Consider the following 20,283-nt stretch of genomic DNA (forward strand, 5'->3'; position numbering starts at 1 on the left):
TAACGGACAGACTCTAAGGTCCGTTCTCGCCACAGGTGTGGCGTTGCTGGCGTTCGGCGCGGCGAAAGGGCATTTCACCGGCGTCGATCGAGTGCGCGCTGCAATTCAGACACTGGCCGTGGGGGGACTTGCCGCCTCGGCGGCCTTCGGTCTGGCTCGCGCATTCGGGTAACGAGAGCCGGCGCTCTTGGTTCGGCCGCCAGCATCGTCCCATACAATGTCGCATTGGGCCTGCTATTGCGGCAAGGCTCGAGAAGGAAAGGCGCGTTGGAAACCGGACGGTCCGGCGCGGGCGTCTTTGATCGCAGCTCCGAAAAGCGGGGCGGGTGACGCGACGGTCGGAACCACCCGCATGGCGGCAGCGATTGTTTCCCACGTCGTAATCGTGAGCGAAGGGTCAGTAAACGCCGGGGATCAGCCTCGCGGTGCGGCCCGCATATTCCTTGTATGATGGGAATGCTTCTGCCAGCACGCGCTCCTCGAAATTCATGCGCGGAAATTGAATAGCGATCGAAAGCAGCGTCAAACACAGCGCCCACGGCTGCTGATATCGAAACATGATGCCGATCAGAGCCAATAATTCTCCAGCATAGAGCGGATGACGCACGAGCCTATACGGTCCTTCTGTCACCAGAGCGCGAGCTTGCGGAAGAATGCTGAAACTGCGGCCGAGCCAAATTGTAGCCGCGATGGAGACGAGCGTTCCGAGGAGGACCAGGCCGACGGAAACCGCCTTCGTCGAAGGCGACAAATCGACTGCCGGAACAGCGACGATAAAGCTCGGCAAGAGAAAGCCGGCGGCTCCAGCCAATTTCGGCAGAACGCCTTTCGCGGTCCGCAGAGACGGAGGCCGCAGCAAAATCGCGAGCATTATGAGACAGAGAAGCACGATATTGGCCGCGAGAGAGACATTCACGAGAAGTCCTTCGGACGAGCCCATCATCTGAGACGAGCCATAAACTCCGAGGGAGAACCATGCGACCACGGGGCTCGCAAAAATGAGATCGAGCAACTTCGCTTTCAGGTATGATCGCCTCATTCGACCTTCCGTCATCGGTTCGAAACATGTCGCGGTCCGGCGAACGCCCCGCTGTCTCGGCTTAGCCGATCGATCCGCGCTTGTCGACGCGACCGGACGCGAGCCTCGAACATCCTCCGAGCGCGCTCCTTCGGCTACTCGCTTCACCGATTGGTAATGGCGGTCGCGCTATCCTGCGATTTGTGCTTGACAACCACAGTTTCGGGAACGATATCGCCGTCGGATGGCTGGGCTTCGCCCCCGCCGTCGACTCCGACAACCCAAGAAAGAAACATGGGCAGTAGCCGCTTCGGCGCCGCGCCCGCAGCCTCGTCTGCGCTCGCGACGCCACTCGACATCGAAACCATCCGCGGTCTCGGGGACCGCGTGAGAGGCGTCGCGAGGGCCTAGAGGCTCCTGCCTGCCGCTCATGCTCCGGGCCGTGGATCACAACGGCCAAGAAGGAGATGAGCGATGAACAAGCTCACCGCAATCGCATTCGCGCGCCCGTTCGCTCGGAGCGCGCCTTCGTTCCGCGCCGAGGCGCAGATCGTCGCGTTTCGCCGTCGCGCGCGGCGGGCGCCGCTTTGCGTCTGGACGCTCGACGCCGCCTCGGGACGTCTTCTGTGCGTGTGGACCGACGAGGCGGAGGCCGACGCTCGCCTCACGCAGGACAATGGCGAGCCGCCCCCTTCGCGCCTCGCCGGCTGATCGGAGAGATCGAATGAACCCCGGCCCAACCAGGCCCGCCGGCGAGCGCGAGCTCCGTCCGGCGGGCGCGTCGAAATCCATCCCGATCCGAATTTGCCCGGGCGCGAGAGCGCGGGCGCTCCAGAGGGCGTGAGCTCTCGCGAGGGCTCGCCTGCCGCCGGAGAAGAGGCGAGCCATGACGCTGCATTTCAATCCGACTGAAACCACCGAAAGCGCCGTTCTCGACGAGGCCCATATCGGCCATATTCGTGGCGCGCTGGGCACGATCCATCATGCCGATCACGGTCCGCGCATCGGCTTCAAGCGCCGCCTCCAGACGCTTCTCGCGATTGTCGGTCCTGGTCTCATCGTCATGGTGGGCGACAATGACGCGGGCGCCTTCGGGACCTACACTCAGGCGGGCCAGAACTACGGCACGAGCCTGCTGTGGACGCTGCTGCTGCTCGTTCCCGTGCTCTACGTCAATCAGGAGATGGTGTTGCGGCTCGGCGCCGTCACCGGCGTCGGACACGCCCGGCTCATCGTTGAGCGTTTCGGCAAATTCTGGGGCGCCTTCAGCGTCATCGATCTGTTTCTGCTCAACGCGCTGACCATCGTCACCGAATTCATCGGAATATCTCTCGCGCTCTCCTATCTCGGCGTCTCGCGGGAGCTCGGCGTGGCGCTGTCGGCCGTCGTCATCATGGCGGCTGTCGGCACGGGCGACTTCCGTCGCTTCGAGCGCTTCGCTCTGGCGCTCTGCGCAGGCAGTCTCGTTCTCATTCCGATCTTCGTGATGATTCATCCGCCGATAGCGGAGGTCGCACGCGATATGTTCCTCGTGCAGCTGCCCAAGGATGGCAAACTCAGCGATGTCATGCTGCTCATCATAGCGATCGTCGGCACGACCATCGCGCCCTGGCAGCTCTTCTTCCAGCAGAGCTATGTGATCGACAAGCGCATCACGCCGCGTTTCATTCGCTATGAGCGCATCGACCTCTGGCTCGGCATAGCGCTCGTCGTCATCGGCGCGGCGGCGATGATGGCCTTCACGGCGGCGGCCTTCGCCGGACGCCCGGAAGCTGGAAACTTCACCGACGCCGGCGCCGTGGCGGAGGGCCTAGGCCGATACGCCGGCCGCCTGCCGGGCATATTATTCGCTCTTGCGCTGATCGATGCGAGCGTCATCGGCGCGGCGGCGGTGTCGCTGTCCACGGCCTATGCGCTCGGCGACGTGCTGTCGCTGAAGCATTCGCTGCATCGCAAGCCGTCCGACGCCAAGGGCTTCTACGGCGTTTATTTCGCGCTCATCGTCGTTTCGGCGGGGCTCGTGCTGACGCCGGGCGCGCCGCTCGGCCTGCTGACCAACGCCGTGCAGACGCTCGCGGGCGTCCTGCTGCCGAGCGCGACCGTGTTTCTGCTGCTTCTCTGCAATGACGAGGCGGTTCTCGGCCCCTGGGTCAATGGCTGGGGCATGAATCTATTCACAGGCGTGATCGTCGCGGTCCTAGTGATGTTATCGATCATTTTGACCGCTTCCGTCTTGTTCCCGGAGCAGACAAACGAGACCGTCATTCTGTCGATCCTCGGCGGCGGCTCGATTGCAACTGCGGCCATCGCCGTCGCGACGGGCGCTCTCCGCACGAGGCGGCGCACGGCGCCGGGCGCGATCGGCCGTCACGCCCGCGACAGCTGGCGCATGCCGCCGCTACATGCGCTGCCGCCGGCGAAGCTCTCGATGACGAGCCGCATATGGATGAGCGTGCTACGCTGCTATCTACTGCTCGCGGGAGGCCTCGTTCTCGCGCGGATCGTCGCGCTCGCAGTGACTCACTGAATGCACGCGCCAAACATGAAAGCAAAAGCCATCTCCTATGCGCTGCTCTCGGCGGCTCTGTTCGGGGTCTCGACGCCGGCCGCCAAGCTGCTCCTCGCGGATATAGATCAGCGCATCCTCGCCGGCCTGCTCTATTGCGGCGCCGGCGTCGGAGTCGCCCTGCTTCGTCGTCTCCCCTATCGGCTCGGCTTCGTCATCCGCGCGGAAGAGGCGACGCTTACTAAATCGGATTGGCCGTGGATGGGAGCAGCGACACTGGCCGGCGGCGTCGCCGGCCCGTTGCTGCTGATGTTCGGCCTCGCCCATGCGGAAGCCGCGACGGCGTCATTGCTGCTCACGCTCGAGGGCGTCTTCACCGCGGCCATCGCATGGTTCGTGTTTCGCGAGCCATTCGATCGTCGCATCGCCCTCGGCATGGCTTTTATCGTCGCAGGATCCCTCTGCCTCGCCTGGTCGGGAGCGCCGAGCCTTTCTGGCGCGCTCGGGCCTCTCGCGATTGCCGCGGCCTGTTTCGCCTGGGCGATCGACAATAACCTCACACGCAGAGTGTCGCTCTCCGATCCACTGCAAATCGTCGAGATCAAGGGAATGGTCGCCGGCTCGGTCAATCTCGGGATTGGACTGTTCGCCGGCGCTCTCATGCCAGCCATCCCGCTGATCGGCGCCGCGAGCGTCGTCGGCTTCCTCGGCTATGGCGTCAGCCTGGCGCTGTTCGTGCTGGCTCTCCGCCATCTCGGCACGGCGCGCACCGGCGCCTATTTCTCCACTGCGCCCTTCCTCGGCGCGGCCGTCTCCGTCGTGGCGCTGCGCGAGCCTTTGACCCTGCAGCTCGTCGCCGGAGCGGCGCTGATGGCCGCGGGCGTCTGGCTGCATCTGACCGAACGCCATGAGCACGAGCATTCGCACGAAGCCGTCGAACATTCGCATTCGCATGTTCACGACGAGCATCATCGGCACGGAGACCACTCCGATCATGAGAACGGCCAGCCGCACACACATTGGCACGCGCATGAGCCGCTGCTGCACGCGCATCCTCATATGCCCGACACGCATCACCGACACGATCATTGATCGAAGACCGAACGTCTGCACCTCCCCTCCCGCGCCGAGGGCATCGAGAGCGGAACGAGGATGAGTCCGACGGCAAAAGGGCGGATCTGGCGCCGAGCGCTGATTCTGCTCGCCTCCACCGCTCTCGCGGCGGGGCTTTGCGCAGCTTTTTTCAGCCACCAAGATCTAGCCAAATGGATTTGGGCGGCGGGAACGGTTCCGGTCGCCGCGAGCCTCGCTGTCTCGATCGCGCGCGATCTGCTCGCTGGGCGCGCCGGCGTCGACGTGATCGCGCTTCTCTCCATGTCGGCGGCGCTGGCGCTCGGCGAAGCTTTGGCGGCGGTGATCGTCTCAGTGATGTACGCCGGCGGCAGCGTCATCGAAGATATCGCGGTCGGTCGCGCCGAACGCGACCTGAAAGCGCTGATCGATCGCGCGCCGCGCACCGCTCATCGACGGATCGACGATCGGATCGAGGACATACCGATCGACGATGTCGCGGTCGGGGATCTATTGCTGGTTCGGGCCGGCGAGGTCGTGCCGACGGATGGCCTGATCGTCGAACCGAATGCGCTGCTCGATGAATCCGCGGTGACCGGCGAGCCGCTTCCTGTCGCGAGACGCAGGGGAGAAGCAGCCTCGAGCGGAACAGTCAACGCCGGCGAGACATTCGAAATGCGGGCGAGCGCCGCGTCGGGCGACAGCACCTACGCCGGAATCGTCGAGCTCGCGACCGCCGCGCAGACAGCGAAAGCTCCTTTCATCAGAATGGCGGATCGCTATGCGCTGCTGTTCTTGCCCGTGGCCCTGCTGGCCGCAGGAGCCGCCTGGGCGCTTTCGCAGGATCCTATTCGCGGATTGGCGGTGCTGGTCGCCGCCACGCCCTGCCCGTTGATTCTCGCGGCGCCGGCCGCATTCGTCGCGGGCGCGTCGCGGGCGGCGCGACGCGGCATCCTGATCAAAGGCGGCGGACCGCTCGAGGCGCTCGCTCGGACGCATACGGTGATGTTCGACAAGACCGGCACGCTCACGGTCGGCGGCGCGCGGCTCGTCGCGATAGAGACGGGTCCGGATCGAGACGCGAACGAAGCCCTGCGGCTCGCCGCATCGCTCGAGCAAGCGTCCCATCATGTCGTCGCCGCCGCCATCGTCGCCGCGGCGTCGGAGAGAGGCCTCTCTCTGCACATTCCCACCGATGTCCGCGAGACATTCGGAACCGGGATCGAGGGAAAGGTCGACAGGCGCGACATGCGCGTCGGCGCGCTGCAATTCGTGCAGGGCGATGAAGGCCTCGAGGATTGGGCCGCACGCGCCGCTCGCCGCGCCTCCTGGCGCTCCGCGCTCACGGTCTTCATCTCGTCGAACGGGCGCCTCATCGCAGTCCTCCTTCTCGCCGACGAGCTCCGGCGCGAGACGCCGCGCGCGATCCAGGCGCTACGCGATGCGGGCGTCGGTCGAATCGTCATGGTCACAGGCGATCGCGCCGACGCCGCCGAAACGATCGGCGCGGCGCTCGATCTCGATGCGGTGCTCGCCGACAGAATCCCTTCCGACAAGGTCGACGCCGTCGCCATCGAGCGACGCCTGCATCCGACGCTGATGGTCGGCGACGGAATCAATGACGCCCCTGCCCTCGCCGCAGCGAATGTCGGCGTCGCCATGGGCGCGCGCGGCGCGAGCGCCTCCTCCGAGGCGGCGGATGTCGTCATTCTCGTCGATCGGCTGGACCGCGTCTCGGAGGCGGTGGCGATCGCGCGCCGGACCCGCCTCATCGCCCTGCAGAGCATCATCGCCGGAATGACTCTGTCCTTCGCGACGATGGGAGCGGCGGCCTTCGGTTGGATCGGCCCGGTGGGCGGCGCGCTGATACAAGAGGCGATCGACATCGCCGTCATCCTGAACGCTCTGCGGGCGCTCGGCGGCGGATCGACCTTCCTTCGGCGCCCTCTGCCGGAGACAGCGACACGGGCGTTGCGCGAAGACCACGAGAAGATCGAGCAGAGCCTCGATCGCTTGCGGCAGATCGCCGATGCGTTGGACGCGGCGTCTCCGCGACGCGCGTGCGAATATATAGACGAAGCCGATCGTCTGGTCGCGGACGTCATATTGGCGCACGAGCGCGACGACGAGAGCGAAATTTATCCGCGCATCTCGCATTATCTTCCGAGCGGGCAAGGACTCGGCGCCATGAGCCGAGCGCACCGAGAGATTCGCCATCAGGCGCGACTGCTGGCGCGCCTCGCCGAGGGGCAACGCTCGCACGAGCCCGACAAATATCTGATCCGGGACGCGCAACGGATCATCGAAGCGATCGAGACGCTCGTCCGAGTCCATAATGCTCAGGAGGAGGACGTCTATGAGCAGGCCGCGTCGGAATTCAGCGGAAGCGGATCGCTCCGAGAGCCGCAGACGCGCAAATCCGAAGCGGCGTCGGCTTTCGATCGCGCCATAAGCGCGGCGTCTGGCGCACAGCGCCTTCGACGAACGGCTTTCGCGACGCTGGCGGCTCTCGCGGTCCTTCTGGGATGCGGATGGCTCTATTTCCGATGGGAGCGCAATGCGCCGCGAGACGGCGTGACGGCGACGGGCGTCATCGAGGCGGCGAGCGCCACGCCGATCTCCACACGCCTATCGGGGACCATCCGAGCGGTTTATTGTGACGTCGGGACAAAGGTGACGGCAGGCCAAGTTTGCGCCGAGATCGATCCGCAGCCTTACCGCGCCGCCGTCGAGCAAGCAAAAGCCGATCTCGCTCTCGCCGACGCCCGCCTCGAAACAGCCAGAGCGGCCCTCGCCCGGATGGAAAAGCGGCTCGAGCGCCAACGAGCCGAGGCGGATCACGGGGCTCTGTCGAAAAAAACGCTCGCCCAATCCGAGATCGCTCTTTCCCGCGCGCGAGCGCGGGCGGATCAGGAAGAGGCGTTGCGCACGCTGCGCCGAGATCGCGTGAGCGAAGCCGCGGAGCATTTGGCGCAAACCGCCGTGGCCGTGCCGGTCGACGGGACGGTGATCGCGCGCGAAGTGAAAGTGGGCCTTACGATCGAGGAGCGCGACGCGCCTGCCCGGCTATTCCAGGTCGCGACCGATCTTAGCGTCGTCGAGATCGTCGTCACGATACATTCGAGCGAGCTGAGGCAACCGAGGATCGGCAGTCAGGTCGCTTTCAGAGTGCTTTCTCTGCCAGGGCGCGCATTCTCGGGAATCGTCGAGCAAGTTTCACGTTCGACCCCGGATGCCGACCACGCTTCGACGTATCGTGTCGTCATAGAGGCGTTCAATCCCGATCTGCTGCTGCGACCGGGCATGGTCGCGACCCTCATGATCCACGATTTCGTCGCCGTAATGACGCCCAGGTAATTGTGTATCGTCGACTGCTCGGATGCGCCCGCGTTCCGCCGGAATCATTAGACTTCCGACGCCGCCGTCTAGAACGCCGCGGCAATTCGAGCAGAGCGCGCTGCCGGAGCGGCCTCCGAACGAAAGGAAATCCTCATGAAAAAAATCAAGTTCCGGATGAACGGCGACGATCTCGCGCCCCGCCGCACGCGCATGGAAATCCCCGGCTGGGCAGGGCAGCCGGAGAAGCGCACGGATGGCTCGCATGAACACGCTTGGCACTGCGTGCCGTTTTCCGAATACGCTAAATATGGCGTCGAAATTTTCTACCCCTACGAGAACGAGCTGCACGTCTCGAAGAAGGACGGCCGACTGATGCTCGACGGCGACTTCGGCGCCCCGCCGAGTCCCGGCCGCAGCTGGCCGCCCTTTCGTGATTTTGGGGGCAGCTTCTACACCTACCAGCTCCTGCTCGATCTCAAGCCAGAAGCCGGCTATGCGATCAAGGTCGAGACTCATCCGAGCTTTTATACCGACAGCGCCGGCGCCGCGCCGATCGCAGTGCCGGCGATCATCCGCGAATGGTGGCCGATGATCTATTTCCTCGTTTTCAAATCGCCGATGGAAGGACAAACGCATATCTTCCGGACCGGCACGCCGATGGCTCAGTTCACCATGATTCCGGCGGAAAGTGATATCGAGCTCGAGCCGATGAGCTTCGACGAGGCGGCCGAACGTGAATTGCAAGCGCGACGCATCTACGCGAGCCGTGAAACGCTCGGCGTCGACTCGCAATGGCTATCGACGAGCGACACGGTTTTCGACGGCACCTATCGCCGCATGCATGGCGCAGCACATTCGGCCGAAGAGAAGCAGAAAAAGCCGCGTCGTGAATGACGGTGCGGCTTGTGTTCTCACCAGCGCCCATCATTCCAGTGGTGATGATGATGATGGTGGTGGTGGTGGTGATAGCGCGGCGGGCCGTAGTAGCCCCAGCCGCCCCAACCCCAGCCATGATGATGGTGGTGATGGTGGTGATGGTGGTGGCGCCACCGTCGGTACGGATAGTAGGTGTAGCCGTAACCGTCGTAGTAAGGATTGCCATAATATTGCGCCGTCTGGATGCGCGGCTCGGATTGTACGGCCTTCCGCGCCTCGGCCTCCCGCAGGAGCGCCGCCGCATTCGGTATCGGTTGCAGAAGCTCCGCATAGGAGCGGGGTGACATCACTTGATCGAGCGTTCTCGCGTCGGCCGCGGGCGCCGCGGTGAGTGGCAACGCCGAAATTACGCCGACCAGCCCGACGGTCTTCTTGTCCATGAACATTCTCTCCCGTGTTACGGTCACGCGATTCCCGCTACTCCATCATGCGGACTTGCTCGACCCGGCGACGACATGAGCCAGCATCGCGCTCCGCAGATGAACGGCTCGTGAATCTCCAAAGCCCTACACTCGTGAGACGCAGTGGCTCGATCATCGCGGCCCGATTTCCGTGGCGCGACATGGGTTGCCCAGCTAATGCACGTCGCGTCGAGTGTGACATCGCTCGCCACCCTGCCGAGTCATGCAGCTCCGGCGCCGGAACGACGCCCGCGGTCGCCGCCGCGGAAACTGGCCGCGGCTTGTCCCACCTCGGCCCGTCGCCCAAAACCGGTCCGGACGGCTATCCGCTTTCACGGGTGATCCGTTCCAACTTCCAGGATCGAGGATCGAAATCCTCCCAAGCGACGCGGCAAATTTCATCGAGCCGCATCGCAGTCGCGATCGCGAAGCGTACAATCCGTCCCAACGGAATTGTCAGCTGCGGCGTCAAATCGGATCGCGCGATGATGCGATCGATTTCGTCCTGCGTCGGCCGACGATCACGCTCGTTTCCCTTCCCGACCAATCCCAAACGGTTCAGCGCAATGCGTGCGAGGTCGGTCGGCTCCGTTGAAAGCTGAATGCCGTGAACCGCCGCCGCATGCGGCAAAATCGTCTTGATGTAGCCGAGGTCGATGCCGAGCGTGACGGGACCGGCTCCTTCCTTCGCTCTATCGCGACCGAATTGAATGAGCCGCTCTCGATCGAGCTCCGAAATCTTCAATCGCCCGAGGCGACGCTCGAGAGATTTGAGGCTCGCGGCTTTCGACCGGCCGATCCGCTTTCCGACCTCCGCGAGATCGTCTCTATGGAGCCGGACGAGATCGCCGAATGTTCGAGCTCCCTTTCGCGCGCGCTTCGACGGCGACTCGCCGCGGTCGATCCGGCGCTCTATGTCGAGCGCCCACTCCTCGGCGTCGCGCCGGCGGAGAAACGTCTCGTTGACGTTATTTCCCCTTGCGTTGAACTCATGCGCGCCAGGAGCCGGATTTGAGCCTCGTGAAGGTCGCATTTCGTGTGCGGCCTGTGTGCACTGAGAAGTCGAAAAGGAGCGAAAAGTGTCGTATCGAGGCGTCCGGGAGAGTGCACACGATCCGACCTATGGCCTAGAGACCAGGATGACATCGCCTATAAATCAAGAGATTAGATTCTCCGTGGCGCCCATGATGGACTGGACGGACCGTCACTGCCGGTTCTTCCTTCGGCTGATGTCGCGCCGCGCGCGGCTCTTTACGGAGATGCTCACCACCGGCGCTGTGATCTTCGGCGATCGCGATCGGCTGCTCGGCTTCGACGCGGCCGAGCGCCCGCTCGCGCTGCAGCTCGGCGGGTCCGATCCGGGCGAGCTGGCCAAGGCTGCGCGCATCGCCGAGCCCTATGGTTTCGACGAGATCAATCTCAATGTCGGCTGCCCATCGGATCGCGTGCAGAACGGCGCTTTCGGCGCCTGCCTCATGCTGCGGCCCGATCTCGTCGCCGATTGCGTGAAGGCGATGAAGGATGCGGTCGCGCTTCCCGTCACCGTCAAATGCCGCATCGGCGTCGATGATCAGGAGCCGAAACCCGCGCTGTTCGGCCTCGCCGAGCGCGCCGTCGCCGCCGGCTGCGACGCGCTCGTCGTCCACGCCCGCAAGGCTTGGCTCTCGGGCCTCTCGCCCAAGGAGAATCGCGACGTTCCGCCGCTCGACTACGGCCTCGTCTATGAGCTGAAGCGCGCCTATCCGAACCTGCCGATCGCGATCAACGGCGGCATTGCGACGCTCGAGGATATGCGTTTGCATCTCGCCCATGTCGATGGCGTGATGATCGGCCGCGCGGCCTATCACGAGCCGGAGCTTCTGCTTCGCGTCGATCCAGAGCTATTCGGCGAGGCGGCTCCGCTCGCGGACGGCTTCGCCGCGGTGGAAGCCTTCATTCCCTATATCGAGGCGCAGCTGCAGTGTGGCGAGCGTCTCTCCAACATGACGCGGCATATGCTCGGCCTCTTCGCCGGCAGGCCCGGCGCACGCGCCTTTCGCCGACGCCTCGCGGGCGAGGCGGTGAGGCCCGGCGCCGGCGTCGAGACGCTGCGCGCCGCCGTCGATGAAGTGCGGCGCGCGACGGCGCGCATGGCGGAGGCGGCGAGCGCCTGACGCCTCTCAGCCGCCGCTCGCGAACACGAGCAGCGCCGCGATCTCCGCCGCCTGCTGCGCGCCGCCGAGCACATCGCCCGTGAGGCCGCCGATCTGCCGCTCGGCGAGCTTGGCCGTCGCATAGGCCGCGGCGATGGACAGCGCGCCGGCGAGCACAGCCGCGACCGGCGAGACTCCGAGCGCGATCGGCAGAATGGAGAAGGCGCTCGCCAGCAGCGCCGCCGTCTGCAGCGCTTCCTTGAACGGCCGCATGGCGGCGTGTCCGGCCCCGTCCGCACGCGCGGGCGCGAGGATCATGATCGGCAGCAGCCCGGCGGTGCGCGAGAGCGACGCTGCGAAAATGAGAATGGCGGCCGCCTCGAAGACCCCGCGCTGCGCGATCGTCGTCAAGGCGCCGAGGCGCAGCGCCAGCGAGAGCATCAGCGCGAGGGCGCCGTAGGAGCCCAGCCGGCTGTCGCGCATGATCTCGAGCTTCTCCTCCCGCGTCGCGCCGCCGCCGAAACCATCGGCGAGATCGGCGAGCCCGTCCTCATGCAATGCGCCGGTGACGACGACCAGCGCCGCCAGCGCCAGCGTGGCGGCGAGGAAGGGCGGCAGGCCGAGCGCATGGGCCGCGAGCAGCGTCCAGGCCGGCGCGAGGGCGATCAGCGCGCCGGCGAGCGGCAGCGCCCGCACGGCGGTGCGAAAGTCCGGCATCTCATGCCCCCGCGGCGCAGGAACCGGCAGGCGGGAGTAGAAGCGCAGGCAGGCGAGGAAATCGTCGACGAAGGGGCGGAACATGCGCCCCCTCATGAAGCCAAAGAGGCGATTTGTCGAGAAGGGGCGATTTCGGCCGTCGCCACGGCGCGGCCTCCGATTTCCGCCCATGCCACGCGTCGCCGCGCGGCCGGCGCGGCGCAGACAGGCGCCCCATTATTTCGGCGAGAAGAAGGGACCGGCGCGCTCCGCCGGTCCCGCGAATCGTCAGTTCAGCGTCTTGCCGCCGGCGGCCTTGCAGGCCTCCTCGGACTCGACGAAGGCCCAGCCCTTGCCTTTGCAAGCGTTCATGCCCTTGCAGGCGTTCTTGGGGCTGTGGCAGTCGCTCTTGCCTTTGCAGCTGTTGGCGCCGATGCATTGCACCTTGCCGGGAGTCGCCGCGATGGCGGTCGTCACGGCGCCGGCGAGCGCGAGAGAGACGGCCGCTATGGCCAGGGCCGTTCCGTTGCGAATATTGTCTTTCATGTTTCCTCCCCGAGGGGTGTCGGCCTCTTTGGGCTTCGACCGCGCCTATCTGTCGTGAATCCGCGGCAGGGGCAAGGGCGCAGACGGCTCGCCCGCGTGACTTTCGCGCCGCAAAATGGCAGAACTCGCCCCGCCTGCGGCGACGGGCCGCATTCGGAGCCTCTCATCCATGTCGATCCTCGAATCGGTCCGCAAATCGCTCGTCCCGATCCATCCTGAAGGCTATATCTTCATCGCCGCCTTCGCCATCGCCGCCCTGCTGCTGCATTGGATTTCCTCGACGCTCGGCTGGGTCGGCTTCATCGCCACCGCCTGGTGCGTCTATTTCTTCCGCGATCCGCAGCGCCTCACGCCTTTGCGCGAGGGACTCGTGGTGTCGCCGGCGGATGGCGTCGTCTGCTCCATCGGCTTCTTCCTGCCGCCGGCCGAGCTCGGCCTCGGCGCGGAGCCGATGCAGCGCGTCTCCATCTTCATGAGCGTTTTCGACGTGCATGTGAATCGCGCGCCCATCACCGGCCGCATCAGCAAGGTCGCCTATAAGCCCGGCATCTTCCTCAACGCCGATCTCGACAAGGCGAGCGAGGACAATGAGCGCAATGGCATCGTCATCGACGCGCCTTCGGGCCGCTATGGCGTGGTGCAGATCGCCGGCCTCGTGGCCCGGCGCATCGTCTGCTTCGTGCAGGATGGCGAGCCGATCGGCGTCGGCGACCGTTTCGGCCTCATCCGTTTCGGCTCGCGCGTCGACGTCTATATGCCGACCGGGGCCAAGCCCCGCATCGCCGTGGGCTCGCGCGCCATCGCCGGCGAGACCATTCTGGCGGATGTGAACTCCACCGCCGCCCCTCTGAGCTTCAAGGCCGGCTGAGCCGTCGCCGCGACAAAGGCCTCCCCAATGACCGAACCTTCGTCCTTCGACGCCGGCCCCGAGGGCCGCGACGCGCAATTGTCGCCCTCGGAACGGCGCCGCCTGCGCTTCCGCAACATTCCGATCCGCGTGGTGCTGCCCAATCTGGTCACGCTGCTGGCGCTCGCCATGGGCCTCACCGCCATACGCTACGCCACGGAAGGCAAGTTCGACACGGCCGTCACCGCCGTCATCGCCGCCGCCGTGCTGGACGGTCTCGACGGGCGCATCGCGCGCGCGCTCAAGGGCACGTCGCGTTTCGGCGCAGAGCTCGACTCGCTCGCCGATTTCGTCGATTTCGGCGTCGCGCCGGCGCTTCTGCTCTATCTCTGGTCGCTGCACGAGATCAAAGGATTGGGCTGGTTCGCGGCGCTCGTCTTCGCCATCGCCTGCGCGCTGCGCCTCGCCCGCTTCAACGTCACCGTGGACGATCCCGGACGCCCGGCTTGGCATTCGGACTTCTTCGTCGGCATGCCGGCGCCGGCTGGCGCGGTCGCGGTTCTGCTGCCGCTCTATCTCAATCTCTCGGTCGTCGACCTGCCCGGCTCCAAGGCGCTGGTGCCGCTGTTCATCGTCTATGTGCTGGGAATCGCCTTTCTGATGGCGAGCCGCATTCCGCATTTCTCCGGCAAGCGCATCGGCCGCATTCCGCGTGAATATGTCATTCTCGTGCTGTTCTGCGTCGGCGTGACGGCGCTGCTGCTCGCCATCTATCCGATGGAGACCTTGGTGCTGGCGAGCCTCGCCTATCTCGTCGCCATCCCCTTCGGCGTGAAGCGCTATAAGGAGCTGGAGCGGCAGGAGGCGGAGAAGACGCGCGGCGCCTGAGCGGGCTATTTCGCGAAGGCCTTCGCGCCCGCCACTGCGGCGATAACGCCGACAGTGACGAAAACGAGCGGGAGCTCCACGGTCTCGCCGAGAAACAGAGCGGCGAGACCGAGGCCGAGCAAAGGCTGGAGCAGTTGCAACTGCCCTACGGCGGCGATGCCGCCCAGCGCCAGCCCGCGATACCAGAAGACGAAGCCGATCAACATGCTGAACAGCGCCACATAGGCGAGCGCGACCCAGGCGCGCGGCGGCGTGGCGAGCAGCCCCTCCGGCGCGCTGACGGCGGTCCAGACGAGCATCGCCGGCAGCGAGAGCGCCAGCGCCCAGCAAATCACCCGCCAGCCGCCGAGCCGGCGTGACAGCAGCCCTCCTTCGGCATAGCCGAAGCCCGCGACGAAGATCGCGCCGAGCATCAGAAGATCGCCCGAGGAAATCGCGCCGTCGCTCCGCATCCAGGCGAAGCCGGCGACGAGCGCGCCGCCGGCGAGCGCACAGAGCCAAAAGCCCGGCCGCGGCCGCTCGCCGCCGCGCAGCACGCCGAAAGCCGCCGTCGCCAAGGGCAGCAGCCCGACGAAGACCAGCGAATGCGCGGAGGTCATGCGCGTCAGCGCCAGCGCACTGAGCAGCGGAAAGCCGACCACCACGCCCAAAGCCACGCCGACGAGCGAGAGAAGCTCGCTACGGCTCGGCCTGCTCTCGCGGAAAAGCGTCAACAGGCAGAGCGCGATCAGCCCGGCGATGGAGGCGCGCGCGCCGGTCAGAAACAAGGGATCGAAGCCCCCGACGGCGACGCGCGTCGCCGGCAGCGATCCGCTGAAGATCAAGACCCCGATCGCGCCGTTCAGCCAGCCTTCCGTCGTCCTATCCATATCGAAACATCCTTTCCTCATCGGCGAAGGATCGGACGGAGCCTCTTGCTCGGCCAGAGACAGACGGATACAATTTTCATAAACTGTTTCGACAATATCCGTGAACTGTGCTGCCTTTGGAGGCAATACGCTTGACCGAAACATCCTCGGCGCCGAAACGGATCGAACCCAGACGGATCGAGCTGGTGATGACGACGATCCGCGAGCGGATCGCGGCGCGCCAGCTGACGCCCGGCGCGCGCCTCCCCTCGGTGCGGCAGGCGGCGCGGTCGATGGGCGTTTCCGTCTCCACAGTGGTCGAGGCCTATGAGCGGCTCGCCGCCGAGGGCGTCATAAGGTCCCGCCCCGGCTCCGGCTTCTATGTCTCAGCGCCACTCGCGCCGCTGGCGCTGGGCAAGATCGGCCCGCGCCTCGATCGCGAGGTCGATCCGCTCTGGATGTCGCGTCAATCGCTGGAGGCCGGCGAGGGAATGCTCCGCCCCGGCTGCGGCTGGCTGCCGGCCGAATGGATGCCCGAGGCGGCGCTGCGCCGGGCGCTGAAAGCCGTGGCGCGGGGGAGCGCCGCCTCCCTCGCCGATTATTCCGAACCGCTCGGCCTCGCTCCGCTGCGCGGCTTCATCGCCCGCCGCCTCGGCGAGCGGGACATAGCCGCCGCGCCCGATCAGATTCTGCTGACCGGCTCGGGGACACAGGCGATCGACCTCGTCTGCCGTTTTCTGATCGAGCCCGGCGACACGGTGCTGATCGACGATCCCTGCTATTTCAACTTCCGCGCTCTGCTACAGGCGCATCGCGCCGACATCGTCGGCGTGCCGATGACGCCGAACGGCCCCGATCTCGAGATTTTCGCGCAAAGCCTCGCGCAAAAGCGGCCGCGCCTCTATCTCACCAATGCCGCCGTCCACAATCCGACCGGCGCCGCCATCTCCTCGACGACGGCGCATCGGCTGATGGCGCTCGCCGAGCCCGCCGGCCTCATCATCGTCGAGGACGATATTTTCGCCGATTTCGAAACCGCGCCGACGCCTCGCCTCGCCGCTTTCGACGGACTTCGCAACGTCATTCAGATCGGCAGCTTCTCCAAGACTCTCTCCGCCGCGGCGCGTTGCGGCTATATCGCCGCCCGCCCCGATTGGATCGAGCAGATCGCCGATATCGGCCTCGCCACGCAATTCGGCAGCCCGCGCCTCTCGGCCGAGATCGCGCTGACGCTGCTGAAGGACGGCGGCTATCGCCGCCATCTCGAGGCGCTGCGCGCGCGGCTCACCGGGGCCATGACGGCGACGATCCGCCGTCTCGAAGCGCTCGGGATCACGCCCTTCGTCGAGCCCAAGGCCGGCATGTTCGTCTGGGCGCGCCTGCCGGGCGAGGCCGACGCCTCGCAGATCGCGCGGCTATGCCTCGCGGAGGGAATCGTGCTCGCGCCCGGCAACGCCTTCAGCCTCGGCCAGACGGCCCGCGACTATCTGCGCTTCAACGTCTCGCAATCGGACGATCCGCGCATCTACGACTCCCTGGCGCGCGCGCTGCGGGCGAGCGCGCCACCGATGCGGGCCGCTGGCTAGAGCAGGGCGTGCGACCATCTGGCGCTTGCCGTCCCGCCGCCGCCTGGACATAGTGGCGCGCGGCCGAAAAAGCCGCCTTCCGACGCGCGAGCGTCGGGAAAAATAAACAAAGATCGGGAGGGGAGCGAAACAGCGCTTCGAAGAGAGGCGGTTTCGCTCTAGAACGTCGGCTCGAGAGGAGAGACTGCGCCTTTAAAAAACGGCGCCGTCGCGGTTCGCGTCATGTTCATCAAAATACTCGGATCGGGCGCCGGCGGCGGCTTCCCGCAATGGAACTGCAATTGCGCCAATTGCCGAGCCGTGCGCGAGGGCAAGCCCGGCTTCTCGGCGCGCACGCAATCCTCGCTCGCGGTCAGCGCCAATGGCGTCGATTTCGTGCTGCTCAACGCCTCCCCTGATTTGCGCCAGCAGATCGCGCATGCGCCGCAACTCTCGCCCGGCCCGCATGACGGCCTGCGCGCGAGCCCGATCAAATCCGTCGTGCTGACCAATGGCGACGTGGACCACGTCGCCGGCCTGCTCAATCTGCGCGAGGCGCAGGCATTCTCCATCTATTCCTCAGAGCGCATTTTGAATGTGCTCGCCGGCAATCGCATCTTCGACATTCTGGTCCCCGAATTGGTGACGCGCGTCGAATTTCCCTTCGACGAGGCGATCCCCCTGCATGGCGCCGGCGTCGATCTCGGCCTCGCGGTGAAGGCGTTTCCCGTGCATGGCAAGATCGCGCTCTGGCTCGAGGACAAGAGCGTCGCGGGTTTCGGCACGCAAGTGGGCGACACGCTCGGCGTCGAGATCATCGAGACGGCGACGGGCAAGAGCTGCTTCTACATTCCCGGCTGCGCGAACATCGACGAGCCGCTGAAGGAGCGTCTGCGCGGCGCCAGCCTCGTCTTCTTCGATGGAACTTTGTTCCATGAGAACGAGATGATCGAGCAAGGATTGCTCGGCAAGACCGGCTCGCGCATGGGCCATGTCAATATGAGCGGCGAGGACGGCTCGATGAAAGCCTTCGAGGATCTGTCCGTCGCGCGCAAGATCTATGTGCACATCAACAACTCCAATCCGACTCTCGACGCATCGTCGAAGGAACGCGCGATCGTGAATGCGGCCGGATGGGAGATCGGCGCGGACGGCATGGAGGTGACGCTATGAACGACTTCTCGACGGCCGAGTGGCATGACGCGCCGCCCTTGTCGAAGGAGGCCTTCGAGGCCGCGATCCGCGCCGTGGGCGAGGAGCGCTATCACGACAAGCATCCGTTCCACAAAATGCTGCATGGCGGAAAGCTGAACAAAGGCCAGGTGCAGGCCTGGGCGCTCAACCGCTATTGCTATCAGGAGGCGGTGCCGCGCAAGGACGCCGCCTTCATGAGCCGCGTCCACGACCGCGAATTGCGGCGCGAATGGATTCACCGCATCCATGATCACGACGGATTGGGCGAGGAAGGCGGCGGCATAGAGCGCTGGCTCGTGCTGACCGACGGACTCGGCCTCTCGCGCGACTACGTCACCTCGCGCAAGGGCGCGCTGCCGGCGACGAAATTCGCTGTGGAAGCCTATGTGCGCTTCGTCGTCGAGCAGCCGCTCGTCATAGCGGTGGCGTCATCGCTGACGGAGCTGTTCGCGCCGGCGATCCATCGCGAGCGCATCGCCGGAATGCTCGAGAATTACGATTTCGTCGACGATTCCGTGATGGCCTATTTCAAGCGCCGCCTCGCCCAGGCGCCGCGCGACAGCGATTTCGCTCTGTCGTATATTCTCCAGCACGCCTATACGCGGGCGGAGCAGGAAGCCTGCGTCGGCGCCGTGCGCTTCAAATGCGACGTGCTCTGGGCGCAGCTCGACGCGCTGCATCAGGCCTATGTGACCGGCCTCATCCCGCCCGGCGCGTTTACGCCGGGAGAGAAGTGAAGGACGAGAGAATGAGCGAAGCGCGTTTCATTGTGACGCCGGAGTCGAAGCCGGCCTTCACGCGCTATTCGCGCCTGCACGAGGATGTCGTGCGGCAGCGCAAGGTGATCCTCGCGCCCGAACGCGCCTATGAGCTCGACCCGATCGGCCTCGCCGTGCTCGGCCATGTGGATGGCGTCGCCAGCGTCGCCGAGATTTCGCAGCGTCTCGCGCAGACCTATTCGGCGCCCGTCGATGTGATCCAGACGGATGTGGTCAAGCTGCTGCAAGGCCTCGCCGACAAGCGCCTGCTGCGCGACGGGCCGGACGCATTTTCGCCCCCTCCCCTCTCGCAGACAGCGAAATCCTATGCGCCTTTCGAGCGCGGCCCGGCGGGCCTGCTCGCCGAGCTGACGCATCGCTGTCCGCTGCAATGCCCCTATTGCTCCAATCCGCTCGATCTCGAGCGCGCCAATACGGAGCTCACCTCCGGCGAATGGGGCGACGTGTTCCGACAGGCCGCCTCCATCGGCGCGCTGCAACTGCATCTCTCCGGCGGCGAGCCGACCATTCGCCGTGATCTCGAGGAGATTCTCGCTCACGCCGTCGACGCCGGCCTCTATACCAATCTCGTGACATCCGCCGTGCTGCTGACGCGCGAGCGTTTGGCGCATCTCGCCGAGATCGGCCTCGATCATGTGCAGGTCTCGGTGCAGGATGTGGTCCCGGAAAGCTCCGACCATATTTCCGGCTATGAGGGCGGCGTCGCCAAGAAGCGCGACGTCGCGCGCTGGGCGCGGGAATTGGGCCTCGGCCTCACCATCAATGCGCCGATACATCGCCAGAACATCGACCATCTGCCGCAGATCATCGATTTCGCGGTCGAGGTCGGCGCGCAGCGGCTCGAGGTGGCGCATATTCAATATTACGCCTGGGCGGAAGTGAACCGCGCCGCGCTGATCCCGACGCGCGAGAAATTCCTCGCCACGGTCGGGATCGTGGAAGAGGCGAAGAAGCGCCTGCAGGGCGTGCTCAATTTCGATTTCGTGATCCACGACCATTACGCCTCGCGCCCCAAGGCCTGCACGGGCGGCTGGGGTCGCAGCATCATGGTGGTGACGCCCTCCGGCAAGGCCCTGCCCTGCCACGCCGCGCAGACCCTGCCGGGCCTTTCCTTCGACAATGTGCGCCAGCGCCCGCTCGGCGACATTTGGCGCAATGGCGCGGCCTTCAACGCCTTCCGCGGCGAGGAGTGGATGCAGGAGCCCTGCCGCAGCTGCGACAAGCGCGGGGTCGATTATGGCGGCTGCCGCTGCCAGGCGCTGGCCGTCACCGGCGACGCGGCGGCGACCGATCCGGCCTGCCATCGCTCGGCCCATCACGAGGAATTCGCCGCGCTCGGGCAGAACGAGTCGCTGCTGCCGGCGCCGGCTTTCGTCTATCGCCGTCTCGGCGGGGCGGACCGCAAGGAGAAGGCGCTGTACGAGCAGCCGGCGTGAGCCGCCGGTCACTCCCTGCTAATCATGTCCCACGCTCGCGCTGGAGGGACGAGGACGGCGCTCCATTTGACCCTTTCGGCC

General features: G+C 65.7%; 19 protein-coding genes and 1 pseudogene. 14 read left to right on the forward strand and 6 right to left on the reverse strand.

Annotated features, from left to right (window positions below; all coding sequences use genetic code 11):
* The coding region (locus A1351_RS09850) for a VIT1/CCC1 transporter family protein (protein WP_198162325.1) at window positions 1–172 on the forward strand (172 nt) is incomplete at its 5' end.
* A gap of 225 nt (window positions 173–397) precedes the next feature.
* On the opposite strand, the gene A1351_RS09855 is transcribed toward A1351_RS09850, so the two are convergent.
* Window positions 398–1,039 carry an isoprenylcysteine carboxylmethyltransferase family protein gene (locus A1351_RS09855; protein ID WP_024879264.1) on the reverse strand — a complete coding sequence of 214 codons (642 nt, stop codon included), beginning with the start codon at window positions 1,037–1,039 and terminating at the stop codon, window positions 398–400.
* Window positions 1,040–1,492: 453 nt separating this feature from the next.
* Here A1351_RS09855 and A1351_RS09865 point away from each other — a divergent pair, with 453 nt between their 5' ends.
* From A1351_RS09865 to A1351_RS09885, 6 genes and pseudogenes are all read left to right on the forward strand, one after another.
* Window positions 1,493–1,729, forward strand: coding sequence for a hypothetical protein (locus A1351_RS09865; RefSeq protein WP_024879262.1), 237 nt, complete (start codon window positions 1,493–1,495; stop codon window positions 1,727–1,729).
* Window positions 1,730–1,904: 175 nt separating this feature from the next.
* Window positions 1,905–3,545 (forward strand): NRAMP family divalent metal transporter, encoded by a 1,641-nt coding sequence (locus tag A1351_RS09870; RefSeq protein ID WP_064032898.1) that lies wholly within the window; start codon window positions 1,905–1,907, stop codon window positions 3,543–3,545.
* 15 nt (window positions 3,546–3,560) lie between these two features.
* Window positions 3,561–4,616 carry a DMT family transporter gene (locus A1351_RS09875; protein WP_064032930.1) on the forward strand — a complete coding sequence of 352 codons (1,056 nt, stop codon included), beginning with the start codon at window positions 3,561–3,563 and terminating at the stop codon, window positions 4,614–4,616.
* Between the two features lie 60 nt (window positions 4,617–4,676).
* Window positions 4,677–6,968: pseudogene (locus tag A1351_RS09880) on the forward strand (heavy metal translocating P-type ATPase); the annotation flags it as partial.
* A gap of 75 nt (window positions 6,969–7,043) precedes the next feature.
* Window positions 7,044–7,952 (forward strand): efflux RND transporter periplasmic adaptor subunit, encoded by a 909-nt coding sequence (locus tag A1351_RS25825; protein ID WP_371441475.1) that lies wholly within the window; start codon window positions 7,044–7,046, stop codon window positions 7,950–7,952.
* 135 nt (window positions 7,953–8,087) lie between these two features.
* Window positions 8,088–8,828 carry a hypothetical protein gene (locus A1351_RS09885; RefSeq protein ID WP_064032900.1) on the forward strand — a complete coding sequence of 247 codons (741 nt, stop codon included), beginning with the start codon at window positions 8,088–8,090 and terminating at the stop codon, window positions 8,826–8,828.
* Between the two features lie 17 nt (window positions 8,829–8,845).
* Here the strand turns inward: A1351_RS09885 and A1351_RS23910 are convergent, their stop codons facing one another.
* Together A1351_RS23910 and A1351_RS25310 are read right to left on the reverse strand one after the other, a co-directional pair.
* The gene (locus tag A1351_RS23910; RefSeq protein ID WP_083967265.1) at window positions 8,846–9,250 is read right to left on the reverse strand and encodes a hypothetical protein; all 405 of its coding nucleotides are present in this window, start codon (window positions 9,248–9,250) and stop codon (window positions 8,846–8,848) included.
* Between the two features lie 343 nt (window positions 9,251–9,593).
* Window positions 9,594–9,902: a hypothetical protein gene (locus A1351_RS25310; protein ID WP_198022751.1), complete on the reverse strand. Its 309-nt coding sequence runs from the start codon at window positions 9,900–9,902 to the stop codon at window positions 9,594–9,596.
* Between the two features lie 508 nt (window positions 9,903–10,410).
* On the opposite strand from A1351_RS25310, the gene dusA reads away from it, so the two are divergent.
* Entirely contained in the window at window positions 10,411–11,424 is a 1,014-nt protein-coding gene (gene dusA / locus A1351_RS09900) for a tRNA dihydrouridine(20/20a) synthase DusA (protein WP_083967262.1), read from the forward strand.
* A gap of 6 nt (window positions 11,425–11,430) precedes the next feature.
* Here the strand turns inward: dusA and cobS are convergent, their stop codons facing one another.
* Window positions 11,431–12,204: an adenosylcobinamide-GDP ribazoletransferase gene (gene cobS, locus A1351_RS09905; protein ID WP_064032902.1), complete on the reverse strand. Its 774-nt coding sequence runs from the start codon at window positions 12,202–12,204 to the stop codon at window positions 11,431–11,433.
* 183 nt (window positions 12,205–12,387) lie between these two features.
* On the reverse strand, window positions 12,388–12,645 hold the full coding sequence (locus A1351_RS09910; protein ID WP_024879160.1) for a hypothetical protein: 258 nt from the start codon (window positions 12,643–12,645) through the stop codon (window positions 12,388–12,390).
* A gap of 169 nt (window positions 12,646–12,814) precedes the next feature.
* On the opposite strand from A1351_RS09910, the gene A1351_RS09915 reads away from it, so the two are divergent.
* Together A1351_RS09915 and pssA are read left to right on the forward strand one after the other, a co-directional pair.
* Window positions 12,815–13,513 carry a phosphatidylserine decarboxylase gene (locus A1351_RS09915; RefSeq protein WP_026598042.1) on the forward strand — a complete coding sequence of 233 codons (699 nt, stop codon included), beginning with the start codon at window positions 12,815–12,817 and terminating at the stop codon, window positions 13,511–13,513.
* Between the two features lie 27 nt (window positions 13,514–13,540).
* Window positions 13,541–14,380 carry a CDP-diacylglycerol--serine O-phosphatidyltransferase gene (gene pssA, locus A1351_RS09920; RefSeq protein ID WP_051592358.1) on the forward strand — a complete coding sequence of 280 codons (840 nt, stop codon included), beginning with the start codon at window positions 13,541–13,543 and terminating at the stop codon, window positions 14,378–14,380.
* 5 nt (window positions 14,381–14,385) lie between these two features.
* Here pssA and A1351_RS09925 read toward each other — a convergent pair whose 3' ends face one another.
* Window positions 14,386–15,249: a DMT family transporter gene (locus A1351_RS09925; protein ID WP_024879157.1), complete on the reverse strand. Its 864-nt coding sequence runs from the start codon at window positions 15,247–15,249 to the stop codon at window positions 14,386–14,388.
* A 125-nt stretch (window positions 15,250–15,374) separates the two neighbouring features.
* On the opposite strand from A1351_RS09925, the gene A1351_RS09930 reads away from it, so the two are divergent.
* The 4 genes from A1351_RS09930 to pqqE all read left to right on the forward strand — a co-directional run bounded on the left by A1351_RS09930 (window position 15,375) and on the right by pqqE (window position 20,202).
* Entirely contained in the window at window positions 15,375–16,814 is a 1,440-nt protein-coding gene (locus A1351_RS09930) for an aminotransferase class I/II-fold pyridoxal phosphate-dependent enzyme (RefSeq protein WP_026598039.1), read from the forward strand.
* Window positions 16,815–17,036: 222 nt separating this feature from the next.
* Window positions 17,037–17,966: a pyrroloquinoline quinone biosynthesis protein PqqB gene (gene pqqB, locus A1351_RS09935; protein ID WP_024879155.1), complete on the forward strand. Its 930-nt coding sequence runs from the start codon at window positions 17,037–17,039 to the stop codon at window positions 17,964–17,966.
* The gene (gene pqqC, locus A1351_RS09940; RefSeq protein WP_024879154.1) at window positions 17,963–18,724 is read left to right on the forward strand and encodes a pyrroloquinoline-quinone synthase PqqC; all 762 of its coding nucleotides are present in this window, start codon (window positions 17,963–17,965) and stop codon (window positions 18,722–18,724) included. The genes pqqB and pqqC overlap by 4 nt, the downstream gene beginning before the upstream one ends.
* 11 nt (window positions 18,725–18,735) lie before the next feature.
* The gene (pqqE, locus tag A1351_RS09945; protein ID WP_064032931.1) at window positions 18,736–20,202 is read left to right on the forward strand and encodes a pyrroloquinoline quinone biosynthesis protein PqqE; all 1,467 of its coding nucleotides are present in this window, start codon (window positions 18,736–18,738) and stop codon (window positions 20,200–20,202) included.
* Window positions 20,203–20,283: the final 81 nt, after the last annotated feature.

This window comes from Methylosinus sp. R-45379, from assembly GCF_001644125.1.
GTDB lineage: Bacteria > Pseudomonadota > Alphaproteobacteria > Rhizobiales > Beijerinckiaceae > Methylosinus.

Excerpts from the sequence above, each read along its gene's own strand:
- pqqE (WP_064032931.1), top strand. The coding sequence starts at position 18,736 with ATGAGCGAAGCGCGTTTCATTGTGACGCCGGAGTCGAAGCCGGCCTTC.
- A1351_RS09885 (WP_064032900.1), top strand. The coding sequence starts at position 8,088 with ATGAAAAAAATCAAGTTCCGGATGAACGGCGACGATCTCGCGCCCCGC.
- cobS (WP_064032902.1), bottom strand. The coding sequence starts at position 12,204 with ATGTTCCGCCCCTTCGTCGACGATTTCCTCGCCTGCCTGCGCTTCTAC.
- A1351_RS09865 (WP_024879262.1), top strand. The coding sequence starts at position 1,493 with ATGAACAAGCTCACCGCAATCGCATTCGCGCGCCCGTTCGCTCGGAGC.
- dusA (WP_083967262.1), top strand. The coding sequence starts at position 10,411 with ATGACATCGCCTATAAATCAAGAGATTAGATTCTCCGTGGCGCCCATG.
- pqqC (WP_024879154.1), top strand. The coding sequence starts at position 17,963 with ATGAACGACTTCTCGACGGCCGAGTGGCATGACGCGCCGCCCTTGTCG.
- A1351_RS09855 (WP_024879264.1), bottom strand. The coding sequence starts at position 1,039 with ATGAGGCGATCATACCTGAAAGCGAAGTTGCTCGATCTCATTTTTGCG.
- A1351_RS23910 (WP_083967265.1), bottom strand. The coding sequence starts at position 9,250 with ATGGACAAGAAGACCGTCGGGCTGGTCGGCGTAATTTCGGCGTTGCCA.
- A1351_RS09925 (WP_024879157.1), bottom strand. The coding sequence starts at position 15,249 with ATGGATAGGACGACGGAAGGCTGGCTGAACGGCGCGATCGGGGTCTTG.
- A1351_RS09915 (WP_026598042.1), top strand. The coding sequence starts at position 12,815 with ATGTCGATCCTCGAATCGGTCCGCAAATCGCTCGTCCCGATCCATCCT.
- pqqB (WP_024879155.1), top strand. The coding sequence starts at position 17,037 with ATGTTCATCAAAATACTCGGATCGGGCGCCGGCGGCGGCTTCCCGCAA.
- A1351_RS09870 (WP_064032898.1), top strand. The coding sequence starts at position 1,905 with ATGACGCTGCATTTCAATCCGACTGAAACCACCGAAAGCGCCGTTCTC.
- A1351_RS09910 (WP_024879160.1), bottom strand. The coding sequence starts at position 12,645 with ATGAAAGACAATATTCGCAACGGAACGGCCCTGGCCATAGCGGCCGTC.
- pssA (WP_051592358.1), top strand. The coding sequence starts at position 13,541 with ATGACCGAACCTTCGTCCTTCGACGCCGGCCCCGAGGGCCGCGACGCG.
- A1351_RS09875 (WP_064032930.1), top strand. The coding sequence starts at position 3,561 with ATGAAAGCAAAAGCCATCTCCTATGCGCTGCTCTCGGCGGCTCTGTTC.